Source organism: Blastococcus brunescens, assembly GCF_035320885.1.
Taxonomy (GTDB): Bacteria; Actinomycetota; Actinomycetes; order Mycobacteriales; family Geodermatophilaceae; genus Blastococcus_B; species Blastococcus_B brunescens.
Window position 1 is genome coordinate 305,878 of the sequence record NZ_CP141261.1, and the last position, 16,864, is coordinate 322,741.

At 73.6% G+C, this 16,864-nt stretch carries 19 protein-coding genes and 4 pseudogenes; 14 read left to right on the forward strand and 9 right to left on the reverse strand.

Annotation, left to right across the window (positions count from 1 at the left end):
• Positions 1 to 182 precede the first annotated feature (182 nt).
• Positions 183 to 839, forward strand: coding sequence for a TolB family protein (locus U6N30_RS02245; protein WP_324275962.1), 657 nt, complete (start codon positions 183 to 185; stop codon positions 837 to 839).
• Positions 840 to 1,038: 199 nt separating this feature from the next.
• On the opposite strand, the gene U6N30_RS02250 is transcribed toward U6N30_RS02245, so the two are convergent.
• Positions 1,039 to 1,335, reverse strand: coding sequence for a hypothetical protein (locus U6N30_RS02250; RefSeq protein ID WP_324275963.1), 297 nt, complete (start codon positions 1,333 to 1,335; stop codon positions 1,039 to 1,041).
• A 32-nt stretch (positions 1,336 to 1,367) separates the two neighbouring features.
• Here U6N30_RS02250 and U6N30_RS02255 point away from each other — a divergent pair, with 32 nt between their 5' ends.
• The 4 genes and pseudogenes from U6N30_RS02255 (at position 1,368) to U6N30_RS02270 (ending at position 4,277) form a co-directional block, all read left to right on the forward strand.
• Positions 1,368 to 2,078 carry an alpha/beta hydrolase family protein gene (locus U6N30_RS02255; RefSeq protein ID WP_324278134.1) on the forward strand — a complete coding sequence of 237 codons (711 nt, stop codon included), beginning with the start codon at positions 1,368 to 1,370 and terminating at the stop codon, positions 2,076 to 2,078.
• A 244-nt stretch (positions 2,079 to 2,322) separates the two neighbouring features.
• Positions 2,323 to 3,559: pseudogene (locus U6N30_RS02260) on the forward strand (circularly permuted type 2 ATP-grasp protein).
• Positions 3,560 to 3,631: 72 nt separating this feature from the next.
• Positions 3,632 to 3,880 carry a type II toxin-antitoxin system Phd/YefM family antitoxin gene (locus U6N30_RS02265; RefSeq protein ID WP_324275964.1) on the forward strand — a complete coding sequence of 83 codons (249 nt, stop codon included), beginning with the start codon at positions 3,632 to 3,634 and terminating at the stop codon, positions 3,878 to 3,880.
• 1 nt (position 3,881) lies between these two features.
• Positions 3,882 to 4,277 carry a type II toxin-antitoxin system VapC family toxin gene (locus U6N30_RS02270; RefSeq protein WP_324275965.1) on the forward strand — a complete coding sequence of 132 codons (396 nt, stop codon included), beginning with the start codon at positions 3,882 to 3,884 and terminating at the stop codon, positions 4,275 to 4,277.
• An 86-nt stretch (positions 4,278 to 4,363) separates the two neighbouring features.
• Here the strand turns inward: U6N30_RS02270 and U6N30_RS02275 are convergent, their stop codons facing one another.
• The 7 genes and pseudogenes from U6N30_RS02275 to U6N30_RS33130 all read right to left on the reverse strand — a co-directional run bounded on the left by U6N30_RS02275 (position 4,364) and on the right by U6N30_RS33130 (position 9,735).
• The gene (locus tag U6N30_RS02275) at positions 4,364 to 4,747 is read right to left on the reverse strand and encodes an ATP-binding protein (RefSeq protein ID WP_324275966.1); all 384 of its coding nucleotides are present in this window, start codon (positions 4,745 to 4,747) and stop codon (positions 4,364 to 4,366) included.
• Positions 4,748 to 5,000: 253 nt separating this feature from the next.
• A pseudogene (locus U6N30_RS02280) lies at positions 5,001 to 5,051 on the reverse strand (hypothetical protein); the annotation flags it as partial.
• A 2-nt stretch (positions 5,052 to 5,053) separates the two neighbouring features.
• The gene (locus tag U6N30_RS02285) at positions 5,054 to 5,248 is read right to left on the reverse strand and encodes a response regulator (protein WP_324275967.1); all 195 of its coding nucleotides are present in this window, start codon (positions 5,246 to 5,248) and stop codon (positions 5,054 to 5,056) included.
• 233 nt (positions 5,249 to 5,481) lie between these two features.
• Positions 5,482 to 6,150: pseudogene (locus U6N30_RS02290) on the reverse strand (sensor histidine kinase); the annotation flags it as partial.
• Entirely contained in the window at positions 6,066 to 7,085 is a 1,020-nt protein-coding gene (locus U6N30_RS02295) for a hypothetical protein (protein ID WP_324275968.1), read from the reverse strand. The gene U6N30_RS02295 and the pseudogene U6N30_RS02290, both read right to left, overlap by 85 nt.
• A gap of 129 nt (positions 7,086 to 7,214) precedes the next feature.
• Positions 7,215 to 8,330 carry a phosphoserine transaminase gene (serC, locus tag U6N30_RS02300; protein WP_324275969.1) on the reverse strand — a complete coding sequence of 372 codons (1,116 nt, stop codon included), beginning with the start codon at positions 8,328 to 8,330 and terminating at the stop codon, positions 7,215 to 7,217.
• A 116-nt stretch (positions 8,331 to 8,446) separates the two neighbouring features.
• Positions 8,447 to 9,735 (reverse strand): annotated as a pseudogene (locus U6N30_RS33130) (citrate synthase 2).
• Positions 9,736 to 9,741: 6 nt separating this feature from the next.
• On the opposite strand from U6N30_RS33130, the gene U6N30_RS02315 reads away from it, so the two are divergent.
• The 3 genes from U6N30_RS02315 to U6N30_RS02325 all read left to right on the forward strand — a co-directional run bounded on the left by U6N30_RS02315 (position 9,742) and on the right by U6N30_RS02325 (position 11,828).
• Positions 9,742 to 10,386 (forward strand): pyridoxine/pyridoxamine 5'-phosphate oxidase, encoded by a 645-nt coding sequence (locus U6N30_RS02315; RefSeq protein WP_324275972.1) that lies wholly within the window; start codon positions 9,742 to 9,744, stop codon positions 10,384 to 10,386.
• A gap of 132 nt (positions 10,387 to 10,518) precedes the next feature.
• Positions 10,519 to 11,271: an MFS transporter gene (locus U6N30_RS02320; RefSeq protein WP_324275973.1), complete on the forward strand. Its 753-nt coding sequence runs from the start codon at positions 10,519 to 10,521 to the stop codon at positions 11,269 to 11,271.
• The gene (locus U6N30_RS02325; RefSeq protein WP_324278135.1) at positions 11,271 to 11,828 is read left to right on the forward strand and encodes an MFS transporter; all 558 of its coding nucleotides are present in this window, start codon (positions 11,271 to 11,273) and stop codon (positions 11,826 to 11,828) included. Before U6N30_RS02320 ends, U6N30_RS02325 begins: the two co-directional genes overlap by 1 nt.
• 71 nt (positions 11,829 to 11,899) lie before the next feature.
• Here the strand turns inward: U6N30_RS02325 and U6N30_RS02330 are convergent, their stop codons facing one another.
• Positions 11,900 to 12,595: a UdgX family uracil-DNA binding protein gene (locus U6N30_RS02330; protein ID WP_324275974.1), complete on the reverse strand. Its 696-nt coding sequence runs from the start codon at positions 12,593 to 12,595 to the stop codon at positions 11,900 to 11,902.
• An 88-nt stretch (positions 12,596 to 12,683) separates the two neighbouring features.
• On the opposite strand from U6N30_RS02330, the gene U6N30_RS02335 reads away from it, so the two are divergent.
• The 6 genes from U6N30_RS02335 (at position 12,684) to U6N30_RS02360 (ending at position 16,735) form a co-directional block, all read left to right on the forward strand.
• Complete coding sequence (locus U6N30_RS02335) at positions 12,684 to 13,598, forward strand: ABC transporter ATP-binding protein (protein ID WP_324275975.1); 915 nt, start codon at positions 12,684 to 12,686, stop codon at positions 13,596 to 13,598.
• Positions 13,595 to 14,083: an ABC transporter permease family protein gene (locus U6N30_RS02340; protein WP_324275976.1), complete on the forward strand. Its 489-nt coding sequence runs from the start codon at positions 13,595 to 13,597 to the stop codon at positions 14,081 to 14,083. Before U6N30_RS02335 ends, U6N30_RS02340 begins: the two co-directional genes overlap by 4 nt.
• Complete coding sequence (locus U6N30_RS02345) at positions 14,080 to 14,247, forward strand: hypothetical protein (RefSeq protein WP_324275977.1); 168 nt, start codon at positions 14,080 to 14,082, stop codon at positions 14,245 to 14,247. The genes U6N30_RS02340 and U6N30_RS02345 overlap by 4 nt, the downstream gene beginning before the upstream one ends.
• A complete protein-coding gene (locus U6N30_RS02350) occupies positions 14,223 to 14,792 on the forward strand; it encodes an ABC transporter permease (protein ID WP_324275978.1) in 570 nt (189 codons plus the stop codon). Before U6N30_RS02345 ends, U6N30_RS02350 begins: the two co-directional genes overlap by 25 nt.
• Positions 14,793 to 14,820: 28 nt before the next feature.
• Positions 14,821 to 15,801: a TIGR03557 family F420-dependent LLM class oxidoreductase gene (locus U6N30_RS02355; RefSeq protein ID WP_324275979.1), complete on the forward strand. Its 981-nt coding sequence runs from the start codon at positions 14,821 to 14,823 to the stop codon at positions 15,799 to 15,801.
• Positions 15,802 to 16,273: 472 nt separating this feature from the next.
• Entirely contained in the window at positions 16,274 to 16,735 is a 462-nt protein-coding gene (locus U6N30_RS02360) for a hypothetical protein (protein WP_324275980.1), read from the forward strand.
• The last annotated feature ends 129 nt before the right edge of the window (positions 16,736 to 16,864 follow it).

Sequence of the window (16,864 nt, forward strand, 5' to 3'; positions counted from 1 at the left end):
GGTGGCAGCGCCCGCAGGCGCACCGGTGCGGCGCGTCACGGCAGCGGTGGGACGGTCCCTCGCCACGGGGGTGCGGAAGGGCCCGATCCCCGCCGATACGAGCCATGTCACGTGTACGAAACACGCGGTCCGCACGATGGTTCCCGGAGTGCGGCCCGAGACAGGATCCGAGGAGGTGTCCAATGGTCAGCCCACTGACCGACCGACGGTCGTCCGCGCCCGCCGGACTGCTGGCCGCCCCCGCCGAGGCGTCGCCCGAGCTGCTGCCCGTCGCGGTGCGACGTGCCGTCACGGAGATCGCGGCCGCTCCCGGTGCCTGGTGCCCGGCGCTGTCCCCGGACGGTTCCTGCGTCGCCTACGTCACCGACCGCTCCGGGATCCCGCGCCTGGAGGTCGCCGGCCTCGACACGGGAACGCCCCCGGTCGTGCTGTCCGGCCCCACCGAGGAGGTCGTCTCGGCCGCCTGGTCGCCGGACGGCGGCTGGCTGGCGTACCTGGTGAGCCCCGGCGGCTCCATCTGCGCCGAACTGCACGTCGTCCGGCCGGACGGCAGCGATGCCCGCATCGTCGCCGGCCACGACCCCGGGCCACCGTCTTCGCCGGCAGCTGGACGGGACCGGACCACTACGCCTGCTCGATCGCCCCGGGCGACGGTCCCGACGCCGACGTCGTCCTGGTCGACGCCGCCACCGGCGAGCACCGCACCCTGGCCCGCGGCGGCTTCCTCGCCGTCACCTCCGTGTCGGCCGACCAGCGGTTCGTCCTGGCCCGGCGCGGGCCCCGTGCCTACCGCCATGTCGTCGTCGTCGACGTCGCCACCGGGGTGCAGCGCCGGGTGATCGGCCTCGACGCCCCCGGCGGCATCGCCTCGGAGGACGGCCGCTTCGGGCCCGACGGCCGTTCGGTGTTCCTGCGGGCGTCCCTGCCCGGGGAGCCGTTCGCCGACCGGTCCGGTCTGGTGCAGGTGCCGCTGTCCGAGGACGGCGTCCCGGGCGACGGGCGGATCCTGCTCGCCCGCCCCGACGCCGACCTGGACGGCTACGCGGTGCGGACGGACGGCACCGTCCTGGCCGTCTGGAACGCCGGCGGGGTGACCGAGCTGCGGGTGCACGCGCTGTCCGACGGGTCCTGCGTGCGGGAGATCGCGCTGCCCGAGCCGGTGATGCCCGGGTGGTCGCTGTCGGCCGACGGCGCCACGATGATCGCTGAGCTGACCGGGCCGCGCGCGCCCCGGGGCTGTTCCGCATCGCGCTGGACGACGGTGCTCCCGCGCTGCTGCCGTCCGCGCCGCGCCGTCCCGACCCGGCGGCGCTGGTGGTTCCGGAGCGGTACCACTACGTCGCTCCCGACGGGCTGCCCCTGTCGGGCTGGCTCTACGTGCCCCGGGGGCCCAGGGCCCCAACCGGACGGTCGTGAGCTTCCACGGTGGTCCGGAGGGCCAGGAACGGCCGGACTGGTCGCCCCTCGCCCAGTCGCTGGTCGCGGCGGGCTTCACCGTGTTCGCGCCCAACGTGCGCGGCTCCGGCGGCTTCGGCCGGGCCTTCCTCACCGCCGACGACGGGCCGGCCCGCGCGGCGTCCTTCGACGACGTCCGGACGACGGTCGACGAGCTCGTGACCGCCGGCATCGCCGAGCCCGCACGGATCGGCGCGCACGGCTGGTCCTACGGCGGCTACCTGACGCTGGTCGCGCTGACCCGCTGGCCCGACCTGTTCGCCGCCGGTGTCACGGGCGCCGGCATGAGCGACCTGCGCACATTCTTCGCCGGCACGGAGCCCTGGATGGCCGCGGCGTCGGTCACCGAGTACGGCGACCCGGTCGTCGACCGCGACCTGCTCACCGCCCTCTCGCCGATCACCGCGCTGGAGCGGCTGACCTCCCCGGTGCTCTTCGTGCACGGTGACCGCGACACCAACGTGCCGGCGGCGGAGTCGGTCCAGGCGCACCAGGCGCTCCAGGCGCTCGGTGCGCCCAGCGACCTGCTGCTGCTCGCCGGTGAGGGACACACCATCGTGGGCCGGGATCACCTGGTCGAGCTCAGCGAGCGCGTCGCCGCCTGGTTCGATCGCTGGCTGTGAGCGGCCCCGCGGAGAACGCAGATCCCTTCGCCGGCTATCCCGCAGCCGCCGCTGACGAGGCGGTCACGGCGGACGGCCGGTTGCGCGAGGAGTACGCCGACCTCGGGTCGGTCCTCCGCCGGCTGGGGACGGCGGGCCTGACGGCGGCCGCCGCGGCGCTCGCCGCGGAGGGGCGGCCAGGGGCATCGCCGTGGGGACGTGGTCCGACGGCCGGCATACGGTCCGCTCCGTCCCGCTGGACCCGGTGCCGCGCGTCCTGCGCTCCGCCGAGTGGGCCCGGATCGCGGCCGGGGTCGAGCAGCGGCACCGTGCGCTCAACGCCTTCCTCGCCGACGCCTACCGCGCCGCGGGGCGCCGGCGCGGGGACACCGATCGCGATCCGCAGGTGGTGCGGGCCGGCGTGCTGCCGGAGTGGGCGGTGGCACACAGTCCCGTCCGCGATCCCGACGCCGTCGGGCAGGCCTGGCCCGGTCAGCGACGGGCCACCGTGGCCGGGGCCGACCTGCAGCGCACCGCCTCGGGGAGTGGGTGGTGACCGCGGACCACCTCCGGGCGCCGGCCGGCCTCGGGTATGCGCTGGCCGGCCGGGACGCCCTCCGGGGCGCCGCTCCCGAGGTCCTCGCGGCCGCGGCGACGGTCGCGGACCCGCACGACGCGCTGCCGCTGCTGCGCGCCGGGCTCGCGACCGCCGCCCCGCCGGCCTGCGCGGGTACTCCGCAACTCGCCGTCCTGACCGCGGGGAGAGCGACAACGCCTGGGTCGAGCACCGGTTGCTCGCCGACGCCCTCGGTGTGCCGCTCGTCCGGGCCGGCGATCTCTGGCCGCGCACGGACGGCGGCCTGGAGGCCGCGGTCGACGGTGACCGGCTGCCGATCGACGTCCTCTACCGGCGCTTCGACGACGGGCTCCTCGCCGCCTTCCGCACCCCGATCGGCCAGTCGCTGGACGTGCTGCTCACCGAGGCGGTGCGGGCCGGCCGGCTCGGCCTGGTCAACGTGCCGGGCAACGAGCTCGCCGACGACGCGGCCAGCTACGCCTGGGTGCCGCAGATGATCCGCTTCTACCTCGGCGAGGAACCGCTGCTGGCCTCGGTGCCCACCTGGGTGCTCGCCTCCGAGGACCAGTGGGCAGCGGTGCGCGACCGGCTGCACGAGCTGGTCGTCACCCCGGTCGCCGGCTACGGCGGACGCGGCGCGGTGGTGGGGCCCGCGTGCTCGGCGGCGGAGCTCGCCTTCCTCCAGGCGGAGGTCTCGGCGGCGCCCTACCGCTTCGTCGCCCGGGAACCGGTCACGTCGACCACGCACCCCACGTTCGTGGACGGCGTGCTCCGGCCCCGGCACGTCGACCTGCGCGTGCTGTCCGTCGTCGGTCCCGGTGAGGCCGCGACGGCGCTGCCGGCGCCGTTGACCCGGGTGGTCGAGGGCCCGGAGCCGGCGAGCTGGTGGGCGGGCGGGGTGAAGGACACCTGGATCGTCGGCTGATCGTGGTGTCGTCGGCCCGACCCGCGGGCACGGACCGTCGCGTGGTGTAGCACACCTTGCTACATTTGCGGGATGGCAAGAACCATTCCACAACGTGAGCTGCGCAACGAGAACGCGAAGGTCATCGACGCGGTAGCGGCTGGAGAAACCTTCCTCATCACGCGCAATGGCGAACCGGTTGCCGAGCTCCGCCCGGCCCGGGCCGGCCGTCGCACCTTCATCTCCCGCGAGGAGATCACGGCACTGGCGGCAGCCGGCGTGCGGATCGACAGGCAACGATTCCGAGCCGACCTCGACCAGGCGATCGACCAAGGCCTGTGACATGAGTTCAGGATTGCTCGATACCTCGGTCGTGGTCGACTGGCACGATCCGATGGTCGTCGCGGCGTTGCCGGACGAGATGGCGGTCTCAGCGATCACTGCTGCCGAGTTGGCGGCCGGGCCACACCTGGCCGCCACTCCGACCGAAGCGGCGAAACGGCAGGCGCGGCTGCAAGAGATCGAGGCGAAGCTCGAGCCGCTTCCATTCGATGGCACCGCTGTGCGCAGCTACGGACTCGTGGTCGCAGCCGTCGTCCGGGAGGGGCGCAGGCCGCGCAGCCGACTCGCCGACCTGCTGATCGCAGCGACCGCACACGCCAATGGTCTCGACCTCTACACGCGCAACGGTGATGACTTCGTGGGACTCGACGACCTCGTCCACGTCATAGCCATCTGATGCCCGCTGCTGGGGCGGCGCGGTCGTAAGGCCAGAGGTGACCTGTCCCCTCGTGGGCGCGCGGCGCGACCTCCGCGGCGCTCGGCTCAGCCGGTGGGGGTTGCTGAACGCTGGCCGGCCACCCGGTTGAGGATCACGACCGTGGTCCCCTCCGGGCTGGGCGTGGCGGTGATCTCGCCGAACGCGCTCATCAGCGTCGAACCACGGCCGCGGTCCATGCTCGGCACGCGCTCGCGCCACTGCCCGTAGTCCCGGACCGCGATTCGGACCCGCCCGTGCTCGATCGCGGCGGAGACGTCGATGTAGGGCTGCGTGGGTTCCTGGGCGTGCTCGATGGCGTTGGTGGCCGCCTCGCCCACGGCCAGGAGCAGGTCGTAGGTCTGGTCCTCGCCGATGCCCGCCCCTCCAGCCAGCCGCGCAGCCGGCGGCGCAGCACGGGGATCGACGATGCGAAGGAGGGCAGCCGCCACGCCGCGTCGTCCCCGGGTGCGGGGATCGCTGCGGGCGGCGCGGAGCGGGCGGGCCGGGCGGCACCACGGCCGTGGCCGGGACGGTGGCCGCCGGGGCGGGTGCCGGGACCGTGACGGGCCGGACCTCTGGGGTGGCGGGCACCGGCGCCGCGGCGGGGACGGCGGCCCTGCCTGCGGCGCGCTCGAGGGCGACCCGCACCCGGGCGATCAGCTCCTCGGATCGGAAGGGCTTGGCCAGGTAGTCGTCGGCTCCCGCGTGGAGTCCCTCGACCGATGCCTCCTGGCCGGCCCGCGCGGTCAGCATGATCACCGGGATGTGCCGCGTCGCGGGTCGGCCCGCAGCGCGCGCAGCAGCTCGAAGCCGTCCACCCGGGGCATCATCACGTCGGTCAGCACGACGTCGGGCTGCCGCTGCGCCACGGCCGCCAGCGCCTCCTCGCCGTTCGCCGTCGTCCGCACCGACCAGTGCGCCCCGAGCAGGCGGGCGAGGTAGGCGCGCATGTCCGCGTTGTCGTCGACGACCAGGACCTCCCCTCGGCCGCGGTGGTCGCTGCCGCACGGGCGGGCTCCCCGGGCCGGGAGGTGTCCTCCTCCCAGCTGGCGGCCTCGCCGCGCGCCTCGTCCGACGGGCTCACCGCGGTCCGCGGCTCGTCGTCGACCGCGTCCGGGGCGCCGGAGGGGAGGGCGACGGTGAACGTGCTGCCGACCCCGGGCTGGCTGGTGACCGTGGCGCTGCCGTGGTGCAGCGCCACGAGCTCGTGCACCAGCGCCAGGCCGATGCCGGTGCCCTCGCGGGTACGGGCCGTGGCCCCGCTCACCCGGTGGAACCGTTCGAAGACGTGTGGCAGCTCCTCGGGGACGATCCCGACGCCGGTGTCGGTGACGGTCAGCACGAACCCGTCCGCGGCCGGCCGCAGGGCGACGTCGATCCGTCCGACGAAGGTGTACTTGACCGCGTTCGCCAGCAGGTTGACGACGACCTTCTCCCACATCCGGGGGTCGAGGTACACCGGCCGGTCCAGCGGAGGGCAGTCGACGGTCAGCCGCAGCCCGGCCCGCTCCGTGGCGGCGCGGAAGATGCCGGCGAGTTCCGCGGTGAAGGTCGCCACGTCGGTCTCCACCCGGACCGGGCTGGCCCGCCCGGCCTCGATGCTGGCGAAGTCGAGGAGGTCGTTGACCAGCCGCTGCAGGCGCTGGCCGTTGCGCAGCGCGACCCCGAGCTGCTCCTGCACGCCGGGCGGCAGCGTCAGGGTGGTGTCCTCGAGGACGTCGCCGATCGGGCCGAGCAGCAGCGTCAGGGGAGTGCGCAGCTCGTGGCTCACGTCGGAGAAGAACGTGGTCTTCGCGCGGTCGAGCTCGGCCAGGGACTCCGCCCGCAGACGCTCCGTCTCGAAGGCCCGCATGTTGGCCACGGCGCCGGCGAACTGCCCGGCCACCAGCTCGTGGAACGACCGGTACTCGGCGTCCAGTGCCCGGTTGGGACTCTTGCCGAGGAGGAGCAGCCCGAGCGGCGCCGCGTCGTGCGACGGCGCCATCGGCAGCACGACGGCCTGCGTGACGGCGTCCCCGAACGGGCCGCCCACGATGCCCAGACCGGCGACGTCGGACGGCAGGTCATCGGCCCCCGCGGCGGCGTCGGGCAGTGCGTCGGGCTCGCATCCCATCGCCGCCACCCGGCGGTAGCTCCCGTCCTCCCCGTCGGAGAGGTAGACCGCCGAGAACGGCACGTCGAGGGGTTGCCCTCCAGCGCCCGGCACATGGCCGTCACGGTCTCCCGCTCGTTACCCAGGTGACCGCCCTCGGTCGCCAGGTCGTGCAGCAGCCGCTGACGCCGCTCGCCGAGGATCTGGCCGGTCACCTCGGTGCACACCGCGTGCATGCCGGCGACCTGTCCGGCGTCGTCGAAGGCGGGGGCGTGGGAGACGGTGAAGTAGGTCTCCTCGCGGTAGCCGGACCGCTCCAGGAGCAGCAGCAGACCCGGCAACCAGGAGGCGTCGAGCGTCTCCATGGCGTGCTCGATGGGCGGGCCGAGTGCGTCCCAGCCCTCCGCGAGGGTGTTCCGGATGTCCTGCCCGATCGCCGGGTGCTTCGCGCCGATGAGCGGGGCGTACGCGTCGTTGTAGAACTGCAGGTAGTCCGGGCCCCAGGTCAGGACCATGGGGAACTTCGACACCAGCACCGTGCGCACGGCGAACCGCAGAGCGGCCGGCCACTGCTCGACCGGCCCGACCGGCGTGCTCGCCCAGTCGTAGGCGGCCATGAGCCGCCCGGCCTCACCGCCGACGGCGAACAGGGCGTCGCGATCGCGTCCCGACGGGGTATCGGGAAGCACGCTCACCTCCAGCCGAAGGACGGGCCACTACTGCGGAACGGATGCCGGTCGCGCCCGGTCGACGGCGGCACGGCGACGACGGCGCGTCCCGGAACGTACCTGTCGTCCCTGGGACGGCGCCTGGGCGGGACGGGACTACAGGCGCTCGACCACGTGGTCGATGCAGGCGGTCAGCGCGGTCACGTCGTCGGGGTCGACGGCCGGGAACATGCCCACGCGCAGCTGGTTGCGACCCAGCTTGCGGTAGGGCTCGACGTCGACGATCCCGTTGGCGCGCAGCGTCTTCGCGATCGCTGCCGCGTCCACCGAGTCGGTGAAGTCGATGGTGCCGACGACGAGCGAGCGGTGCGCGGGGTCGGCCACGAACGGGGTGGCGTACCCGGACTTCTCCGCCCAGCCGTACAGCCGGCTGGAGGAGTCCCTGGTGCGCGCGACGGCGCCGGACAGCCCGCCGAGGGACAGCAGCCACCGGATCTGGTCGGCCAGCAGGAACAGCGTGGCGACCGCCGGGGTGTTGTAGGTCTGGTCCTTGCTCGAGTTGTCGACGGCGATCGACAGGTCGAGGAAGCCGGGGATCCAGCGACCGGAGGACTTGATCTCGGCCACCCGGGCCAGGGCGTCGACGGACATGAGGGCGACCCAGAGCCCACCGTCGGCCGCGAAGGACTTCTGCGGGGCGAAGTAGTACACGTCGGTCTGGTCGATGTCGACGGGGAGACCGCCGGCGCCGCTGGTCGCGTCCACCAGGACGAGGGCGTCGAGGTCGGCACCGTGCGGGCGCTCCACCGGCGCCATCACGCCGGTGGAGGTCTCGTTGTGCGCCCAGCCGTAGGTGTCGACGCCGTCCTGGCCCGTGGGCAGCGCCAGCGACCCGGGTTCGGCCCTGGCGATCACCGGGTCACCCAGGAACGGCGTCTCGGCCACGCCGGAGGCGAACTTGGCGGAGAACTCCCCATAGGTGCCGAACGCGGCGCGGTCCCGGATGAGGCCGAAGGCCGCCGCGTCCCAGAAGGCCGTCGTCCCACCGTTGCCCAGCACGACCTCGTAGCCGTCGGGCAGGTCGAAGAGCTGGCGGAGGCCCTCGCGGATCTCCTTGACCAGGTTCTTGACCGGTGCCTGGCGGTGCGAGGTGCCCATGATCGCGGCGCCCTCGCCCGCGAGGGCGCGCAGCGCCTCGGGACGGACCTTGGACGGTCCGCAGCCGAACCGGCCGTCGGCGGGCAGGAGGTGGGAGGGGATGGTGATGCTCATCCGGGTGGTGCCTCTCAACGGAACGGCTCTGGCCCCCTGCAGGGTCCCGCCGCGAGCGTGCGAGTGGTGGGGTGCAGGGGTCCTTACCCGAGTGCTGGGGCGGTGCGGCCCCCGGCCTAGGCGGGCGCGACCTCGGTGGTCTGCTTGGTCTCGATGGTGTCCCAGCCCTCGACCGACTCGGGCTTGCGCGGGTCGGGGCCGACGTAGCGCGCCGACGGGCGCACCAGGCGGCCGGTCCGCTTCTGCTCGAGGATGTGCGCGCACCAGCCGGCCGTGCGGGCGCAGGTGAACATCGAGGTGAACATGTGGCTCGGGACCTCGGCGAAGTCGAGGACGATCGCCGCCCAGAACTCCACGTTGGTCTCGACCGGCCGGTCGGGACGACGCTCGCGCAGCTCCTTGAGCGCGGCCTGCTCGAGCGCCAGGGCGGCCTCGAAGCGCGGGGCGCCGAGCTCCTCGGCCGAGCGGCGGAGGACGCGGGCACGGGGGTCTTCGGCGCGGTAGACCCGGTGGCCGAAGCCCATCAACCGGTCCTTGCGGTCGAGCAGGTCCTTCACGTACTTCTCGGCGTCGCCGGTGCTCTCCACCTCGTCGAGCATGTGCAGCACCCGCGAGGGGCGCCGCCGTGCAGCGGGCCGGACATGGCGCCGATGGCGCCGGACATCGACGCGGCCACGTCGGCACCGGTGGAGGCGATGACGCGGGCGGTGAAGGTGGAGGCGTTCATGCCGTGCTCGGCGGCCGACGTCCAGTAGGCGTCGACGGCGGCGACGTGCGCCGGGTCGGGCTCGCCGCGCCAGCGGACCATGAAGCGCTCGACGATCGTCGAGGCCTCGTCGATGCGACGCTGGGGGACGGCGGGGGTGCCGATCCCGCGGGCGGACTGGGCGACGTAGGACAGCGCCATGACGGCGGCCCGCGCCAGCTCCTCGCGCGCCTCCTCGTCGGAGATGTCCAGCAGCGGGCGGTAGCCCCAGATGGGGGTCAGCATCGCCAGCGCGGCCTGGACGTCGACGCGGACGTCACCGGTGTGCACCGGGATCGGGAAAGGCTCGGCCGGCGGGAGACCGGGGCCGAACTTTCCGTCGACCAGCAGGGCCCAGACGTTGCCGAAGGTGACCTTGCCGACGAGGTCCTCGATGTCGACGCCGCGATAGCGGAGCGCACCGCCGTCCTTGTCGGGTTCGGCGATCTCGGTCTCGAAGGCGATGATGCCTTCCAGGCCGGGTACGAAGTCGTCGGCCATCTCGCAAGCTCCTCTGCGCGCGGACCCCTGCGCACCGGGGACCTGGCGCGCAGATTGCGTGGCCGACCCTAGGCGGTGCGGCGACGCCGGGCACACGGGGGCCGCTCCGTGCCTGCCGGGGGCCCGCATCGCGCCGACCTCCGCCCGCGGTGCCAGCATGGCGGCGTGCCCGACCTCTCCCGCATGCGCAACGACTACACGGCCGGCCGGTTGTCCGAGGAGGACCTGGCCCCCACGTGGGTCGAGCAGTTCGACCGCTGGTTCGGCGACGTCGTCGCTGCGGAGCTGCCCGAGCCCAACGCCGTCGTCGTCGCGACGGCCGACGCCGACGGGGCGCCGGACGCCCGGGTCGTGCTGATGAAGGGCTACGACGAGGCCGGCGTCATCTTCGGGACCAGCTACTCCTCGGCCAAGGGGCGCAGTTGGCCGCCAACCCGCGCGCCGCACTGGTCTTCCCCGGCACGCGCTGCAGCGACAGGTGCGGATGACCGGACGGGTGGAGCGGATCGGCGGCACCGCGTCCGACGGTCTGTGGGACCCGCGGCCGCGCGGGCGCAGCTGGCCGCCGTGGCGTCCGTGCAGTCGACCGTCGTGGACTCGCGGGAGGAGCTCGAGGCACGGCTCCGGCTGCTCGACGAACAGACGGCGGAGGGTCCGGTGCCGCGGCCGGACATCTGGGGCGGCTACCGGGTGCTGCCCGAGCGCGTGGAGTTCTGGCAGGGCGGCAAGGACCGGCTGCACGACCGGCTGCGGTTCGTGCGCGACGACGAGGAAGGTGGCGGCTGGATGGTTCAGCGCCTCGCCCCGTGAAGAAGGACCCCGCTGCCCCCGAAGGACCCCGTCCCCCTCACCCCTCGCAGGCTCGGGGCGAGCCTCCGGACGGGGCCGTAGGGGCTCGGCGCGGGCCCCTGCAGCGGGGCCGCGGGAGCAACCGGTGACAGCGTGACGTCGCCGGTCGACCCGGTCGAGGGCGGCGGGCCGGTCGAGGAGCCGGTGCCGATCGACCGCAGGCGCGGCTGGGCCATCGACACGACACCGCTGCGCAACCCGCACTTCCGCCGCCTCTTCTGGGGCGTCGCGGCCACGATGCTGGGCCAGCAGATGACGCTGGTCGCCGTCCCGTTCCAGGTCTACCTCCTCACCGGCTCCTCGCTGCTCGTGGGCGTCACCTCCCTCGTGGCGCTGGTGCCGCTGGTCGTCTTCGGCCTCCTCGGCGGCGCCATCGCCGACGCGATGGACCGGCGCCGGCTGATGCTGATCACCTCGGTGGGGGCGGCGGTGACGAGCGCGCTGCTCGCCGTCCAGGCGCTGCTGCCCGGCGGCGGCAACCTGGCGCTGCTGTGGATCCTGACCGCGTTCGTGTCCGGCTTCGCCGCCGTCAACCAGCCCGCCCGCAGCGCCGTGATCCCGGCGATCGTGGGACCGGCCGGCGTCCCCGCTGCCAACGCCCTGGCGATGACGGTGCGGCAGGTCGGCGTGATCGTCGGGCCGCTGCTGGCCGGGCTGCTCATCGGGATGGGCGAGCTCTTCCTCACCTACGTCGTGGACGCGGTGGGTTTCCTCGCGGCCGCGGTGCTGCTGCGCGGCCTGCCCCCGCTGCCGCCGGCCGGGGTGGACGGCCCGCTCCGCCTGCGCGCGGCGGTGCGCGGCGTGGGGAGGGTTTCGCGTTCCTGCGCACCCAGCCGGTGCTGCTGATGACGTTCGTCGTCGACATCATCGCGATGATGTTCGCCTGGCCCCAAGCCGTCTTCCCGGAGCTCTCGCAGACGCGTTACGCCGAGTCGCCCAACAGCCTCGGCTGGCTCTTCGCCGGCATCTCCATCGGGGCGCTGGTTTCCGGGCTGACCTCGGGGTGGGTGTCGCGGGTGGACCGGCAGGGCGCGGTGGTGCTCGCCGCGATCGCGGTGTGGGGCGTGGCGATCATCGGCTTCGGCTTCGCGCCGACGCTGTGGCTGGCGGTGCTGTGCCTCGCGGTCGCCGGCGCCGGCGACATGGTCAGCGCGGTGCTGCGGTCCTCGATGCTCCAGCTGGCCGCTCCTGACGACATGCGCGGCCGGATGCAGGGCGTGTTCATCGTCGTCGTCGCGGGTGGTCCGCGGCTGGGCGACCTGCGGGCCGGTGCGCTCGCCAGTGCGGCCTCGGTCAGCGTGGCCATGGTGTCCGGCGGCGTGGTCGTGGTGGTCGCGATGGTCGTCGTCGCGCTGGTGGTCCCGTCGTTCTGGCTGTTCCGCGCCTCGCGCACCGTCCGGTGACGTGACGAGACGGTGCATCCTTCGGGGTCTCGCGCCGAGCGCGCGAGGCGTGGGGGAAGGGTGGTCCTTCGTCAGGCCAGCGCGCCGGCGACCACCGTCAGGTCCGCCACCAGGGCGTCGTAGGCGGCCTCGCGGGCCTCGTCCGGCGTGCGCAGGATCGCGGACGGATGCGTGGTCGCCAGCATCCACGTCTGGGCCGGCGCCCCCTCGTCCGGCTCGTCGTCGTCGGCCTCCTGGTGCCCGTCGTCCACCGCGTCGGTCACGGCCGGCGGCGTCCACGGGAGGAGCTGCCCGCGGTCCTTCGTGATCCGGAAGGACGGCGAGATGAGCGCCTTGGCCGCGGTCGCCCCGAGGCAGACCACGACCTCCGGCTGCAGGACGGCGAACTCCGCCTCCAGCCAGGGCCGGCAGGCCCGCAGGTGCTCGGGACCGGGGGTCTGGTGGATGCGGCGCTTGCCCTTCGCCGTGAACCGGAAGTGCTTGACCGCGTTGGTGATGTAGGCGTCCCGACGGTCGATGCCGGCGTCGGCGAGGGCCTTGTCGAGCAGCCGTCCCGCCGGACCGACGAACGGCTCGCCCCTCCGGTCCTCCTGGTCCCCGGGCTGCTCGCCGACGAACACGATCCGCGCGGTCTCCGGGCCCTCGCCGAAGACGGTCTGGGTGGCCGGCTCCCACAGCTCGCACGCCCGGCAGCCGGAGGCGGCCGACCGAAGCCCGTCCAGTCCGACGCCGACCGGCGGCTCGGCCGGCGCGTTGGGTTCGCTCATGCACCGATGACATCGCAGTCGCGCACCGTTCGCGACATGGGCGGCCGATACGGTGCGGAACAGGTAACCCACCTACCGCTGGGGAGATGTGCTCGAGTTCGACGGGCTCCACAAGAGCTTCGGCGACATCCGCGTCCTCGACGGGGTCGGCTTCACCGTCGCCCCGGGTTCGATGTTCGGGTTCTGCGGCTCCAACGGGGCCGGCAAGACGACCACCATGCGCATCGCCATGGGGCTGGTCCGGCCGGACGCGGGCGAGGTCCGCTGGCAGGGGCAGCCCCTCGACCAGGCCACGCGGCGCCGCGTCGGCTACATGCCGGAGGAGCGCGGGCTCTACCCGAAGATGAAGGTCGGCGAGCAGGTCACCTACTTCGCGCGGCTGCACGGGCTGGACTCGGCCGCCGCCACGAAGGCCTCCGACGAGTGGGTCGAGCGCCTCGGGCTCGGCGCCCGCCGTGCTGACGCCGTCGAGAAGCTGTCGCTGGGCAACCAGCAGCGCGTCCAGCTGGCCGCCGCGCTGGTGACCCGGCCCGAGGTGCTGATCCTCGACGAGCCGTTCTCCGGGCTGGACCCCATCGGCGTCGACTCGCTGGCCGAGGCGCTGCTGGGCCAGGCCCGCGAGGGCGTCCCGGTCGTGTTCTCCAGCCACCAGCTCGACCTCGTCGAGCGTCTCTGCGACTCCGTCGGCATCCTCGCCCGCGGCCGCATGGTCGCCACCGGCACCGTCGACGAGCTGCGCAGTCGGGAGGCCGGGCGGCTGCTGCGCGTGCTCGTCCCCGACGCCGCGCCGCAGTGGGCGGCCGCCGTCCCCGGCGTCCGCGTCGTCTCCGAGCAAGCCGGCGACACGATCCTCGAGCTGGCCGACGGCGCCGACGACCAGGCTGTGCTCGCGGCGGCCCTGCGCACCGGGCGGGTCACCCACTTCGGCTGGCAGCAGCCGACGCTGGTCGAGCTCTTCCGCGGGGCCGTGGCGGTTCCGACCCCGCAGGAGGTGGCGGCGTGAGCGGACACGGGCGTGAGCCCCGCACGCTGACCAGCACCTCGATGGTCCGGCTCGTCGCCCTGCGCGAGATCTCCGCCCGGGTGCGCGACAAGAACTTCATCATCAGCTCGGTCGTCATCCTGGTGCTGCTCATCGGCACGCTCGGCCTGCAGGTCGCCTTGAACTCCGGTGAGGAGACGACCCGGATCGGCGTGGTGGGCGACGTCTCGGCGCTCGAGCCGGCCCTGGTGGCCCAGGGCGAGGCGCTCGACGTCGGCGTCGAGGTGGTCGGGTTCGACGACGAGGCGGCCGCGCGGGAGGCGGTGGACGCCGAGGACGTCGACGGGGTGCTCGTGAGCGGTGGCGCCGACGCCGAGCTGCTGGTCCAGCAGTCGGCAGGCGGAACGCTGCAGAACGTCGTCCAGGGGCGGTCGCGGAGCTCGCCGTCGCCGAGCAGCTCCAGGCCGCCGGGCTCGACGGCCTGGTCGTCCCCGAGGTCACGGTGACCCCGCTGGACCCCGGGGCGGACGAGGACGGTCAGCGCGTCGTCGTCGCCATCATCGGCATCGGCGTCCTCTACGGGCTGCTCATCCTGTTCGGTCAGTTCGTCGCCCAGGGGTCGTCGAGGAGAAGGCCAGCCGTGTGGTGGAGCTGCTGCTCGCCACGATGAAGCCGTGGCAGCTGCTCGCCGGCAAGATCCTGGGGCTGGGCCTGCTCGGGCTGGCGCAGATCGTGGTGATCGCGGTGGTCGGCGTCACCGGCGCCCTGGCCTTCGACATCGTGGACATCCCGGGTGACCTGATCGGCACGGCCGTCTCCGTGGTGCTGTGGTTCGTCCTCGGCTACGCGTTCTACGCGGCGATCTTCGCCGTGGCCGCCAGCCTGGTGAGCCGGCAAGAGGACCTGGGTGCGGTCATCATGCCGACGACGCTGGTGCTGGTGGTCGCGTTCATCGTCGGCATCCAGGCCGCGGCCGCGCCGGACGGGACCCTCGCCGTGGTCACGTCCTACGTACCGGGCCTCTCCCCGCTGGTCATGCCGGTGCGGCAGGCGGCCGGAGACGTGGCGGTCTGGGAGATCGGGCTGGCCGTCGTCGTCATGCTCGTCGCGATCGCGCTGATCGTGCGGCTGGGCGGCCGGATCTACGCCGGCGCGCTGCTGCGCACCGGCGGCAAGCTGAAGATGCGGGAGGCGCTGAAGGCCGAGCGCGTGTAGCCCGGTCGGGCCCGGGTAGCCGCGCGGCATGGGCATGCAGCTGGGCTACACGATGATGACCGAGCAGGCCGGGCCGAAGGACCTGGTCAGCCACGTGGTGGGCGCCGAGGAGGCCGGCTTCGACTTCGCGGTGAGCAGCGACCACTTCTTCCCCTGGCTGGACGAGATGGGCCATTCGCCGAACGCGTGGGTGACCCTCGGGGCGGCGGCGCAGGCCACCAGCCGCATCCCGCTGATGACCTACGTGACCTGCCCGAGCTTCCGGTACCACCCGGCGGTGGTCGCGCAGCAGGCGGCGACGCTGCAGATCCTGTCCGACGGCCGCTTCACCCTGGGCCTGGGCGCGGGAGAGAACCTCAACGAGCACGTGGTCGGCGGCGGGTGGCCCGCGGCCGACGTGCGCCACGAGCGGATCGTCGAGGCCCTGCACATCATCCGCGAGCTCTTCGACGGCGATGGATACACCAACTTCCGCGGTGAGCACTTCGACGTCGAGTCGGCCAAGCTCTGGGACCTGCCGGACAAGCGGGTGCCGATCGGCTTCGCCGCGGGCGGCAAGCAGGCGGCGACGATCGCCGGCGAGCTGGCGGACGTGCTCATCGCGACCGACCCGATGAGCGAGCTGGTGGAGCAGTTCGAGTCCGCCGGTGGCGCCGGAAAGTCGAAGGTCGCGCAGATGCCGATCAGCTTCGGCACCGACAAGGCCGCCGCGGTCACCCGGGCGCACACCCTGTTCCGCTGGTTCGGCCTCGGCTGGAAGGTCAACGCCGAGCTCCCCGGGCCGTCGGCCTTCGACGCGGCGAGCTCGTTCGTCCGCGAGGAGGACGTCGAGAGCAGCATCCCCTGCGGGGACGACGTCGACGCCGTCCTCGAGGCCGCGAAGGAGTACGCCGACGCCGGCTTCACCCACCTGGCGCTGGTGCAGATCGGCGGCGACCAGCAGGTGCCGTACCTCCAGTGGAGCGAGACGTCGCTGATGCCGGCCTGGCGCGAGGCGTTCGGCAGCTGAACTGCACGCACACCTTGGGGTGAGGTCATCCCGCCGGGGGCGCGGGGACCGCCTCCGGCCGCGATCATCGGCGGCATGACCGAGGACCTGGACGACCGCCTCTCGCGGCTGCAGGCCTCCGACGACGTGTACGCGCTGATCGATCTCGGCTGCGACCTGGCCGACGTCGGGAGGCAGAGCGATGCCGAGTGGTGCTTCCGTCGTGCCGCGGACCTCGGTGACTCCGTCGCGTTCTTCAACCTCGGCAACGCCCTCGCCGCCCAGCAGCGCTTCCCGAGGCGGTCGAGGCCTACGAGGTCGCGCTGTCCCACGGCGAGCCGGACGCCTGGCGCAACCTGGGCAAGGTGCTCGAGGACCTGGGCGACCTGGCCGGTGCGATGCGCGCCTACCGCGGTGCGGTCGAGGCCGGCGATCTCGAGGGGGCCTCCAGCTGGCGTTCCTGCTGCGCGAGCAGGGCGAGCGGCACCAGGCCATGGACGTCGCGATGGAGATCGCGGCCATGGGCGACCAGGAGGCGGCGGCCGTCGTCGCCTGCTGGCGGTGGTGCGCGACCATGGATGTCGCGCTCGAGCCCGAGCTGCGCGCCGGGGCCGACCACTTCCCGGCCGCGCGCGCCGACCTCGCGCACCTGCTCCGGGAGACCGGGCGCCACGACGAGGCCCGCTTCCAGCTGGAGAAGGGCGCCAAGCGCGGCGAGGCCGTGGCCTGGCTGCCCCTGGGCAACTTCTACGCCGACGTCCTTCAGGACGACGAGGCCGCAGAGGAGGCCTACCGCGGGGGCATCGCCGCGGGCGAGGCGTACTGCCACCACAACCTCGCCGTTCTGTTGGCCGAGCGGGGTGACTTCGACGGCGCCGTCGAGCAGTTCCGCATGGGGGCCGCGGCCGGTGACCAGCTGGCCGCCGACGCGCTGCGGGAGCTCGAGCACGGCTGACCGCCGCCCCGACCGAGGCATAGGTACCTATACCTGCGTTCTCGACCTCGGCACGCACGTATAGGTACCTATGCCTGCGCGGTCGGGGACGGCCCCGCGCGGCTCCGACATGAGTCCGTCACACGGGAG

What these genes read in the sequence shown, in the direction of transcription:
- U6N30_RS02245 (WP_324275962.1), top strand. Translation starts at nt 183, where the DNA reads ATGGTCAGCCCACTGACCGACCGACGGTCGTCCGCGCCCGCCGGACTG.
- U6N30_RS02265 (WP_324275964.1), top strand. Translation starts at nt 3,632, where the DNA reads ATGGCAAGAACCATTCCACAACGTGAGCTGCGCAACGAGAACGCGAAG.
- U6N30_RS02270 (WP_324275965.1), top strand. Translation starts at nt 3,882, where the DNA reads ATGAGTTCAGGATTGCTCGATACCTCGGTCGTGGTCGACTGGCACGAT.
- U6N30_RS02285 (WP_324275967.1), bottom strand. Translation starts at nt 5,248, where the DNA reads ATGCGCGCCTACCTCGCCCGCCTGCTCGGGGCGCACTGGTCGGTGCGG.
- serC (WP_324275969.1), bottom strand. Translation starts at nt 8,330, where the DNA reads ATGAGCATCACCATCCCCTCCCACCTCCTGCCCGCCGACGGCCGGTTC.
- U6N30_RS02325 (WP_324278135.1), top strand. Translation starts at nt 11,271, where the DNA reads ATGACGTTCGTCGTCGACATCATCGCGATGATGTTCGCCTGGCCCCAA.
- U6N30_RS02330 (WP_324275974.1), bottom strand. Translation starts at nt 12,595, where the DNA reads ATGAGCGAACCCAACGCGCCGGCCGAGCCGCCGGTCGGCGTCGGACTG.
- U6N30_RS02355 (WP_324275979.1), top strand. Translation starts at nt 14,821, where the DNA reads ATGGGCATGCAGCTGGGCTACACGATGATGACCGAGCAGGCCGGGCCG.
- U6N30_RS02360 (WP_324275980.1), top strand. Translation starts at nt 16,274, where the DNA reads ATGGACGTCGCGATGGAGATCGCGGCCATGGGCGACCAGGAGGCGGCG.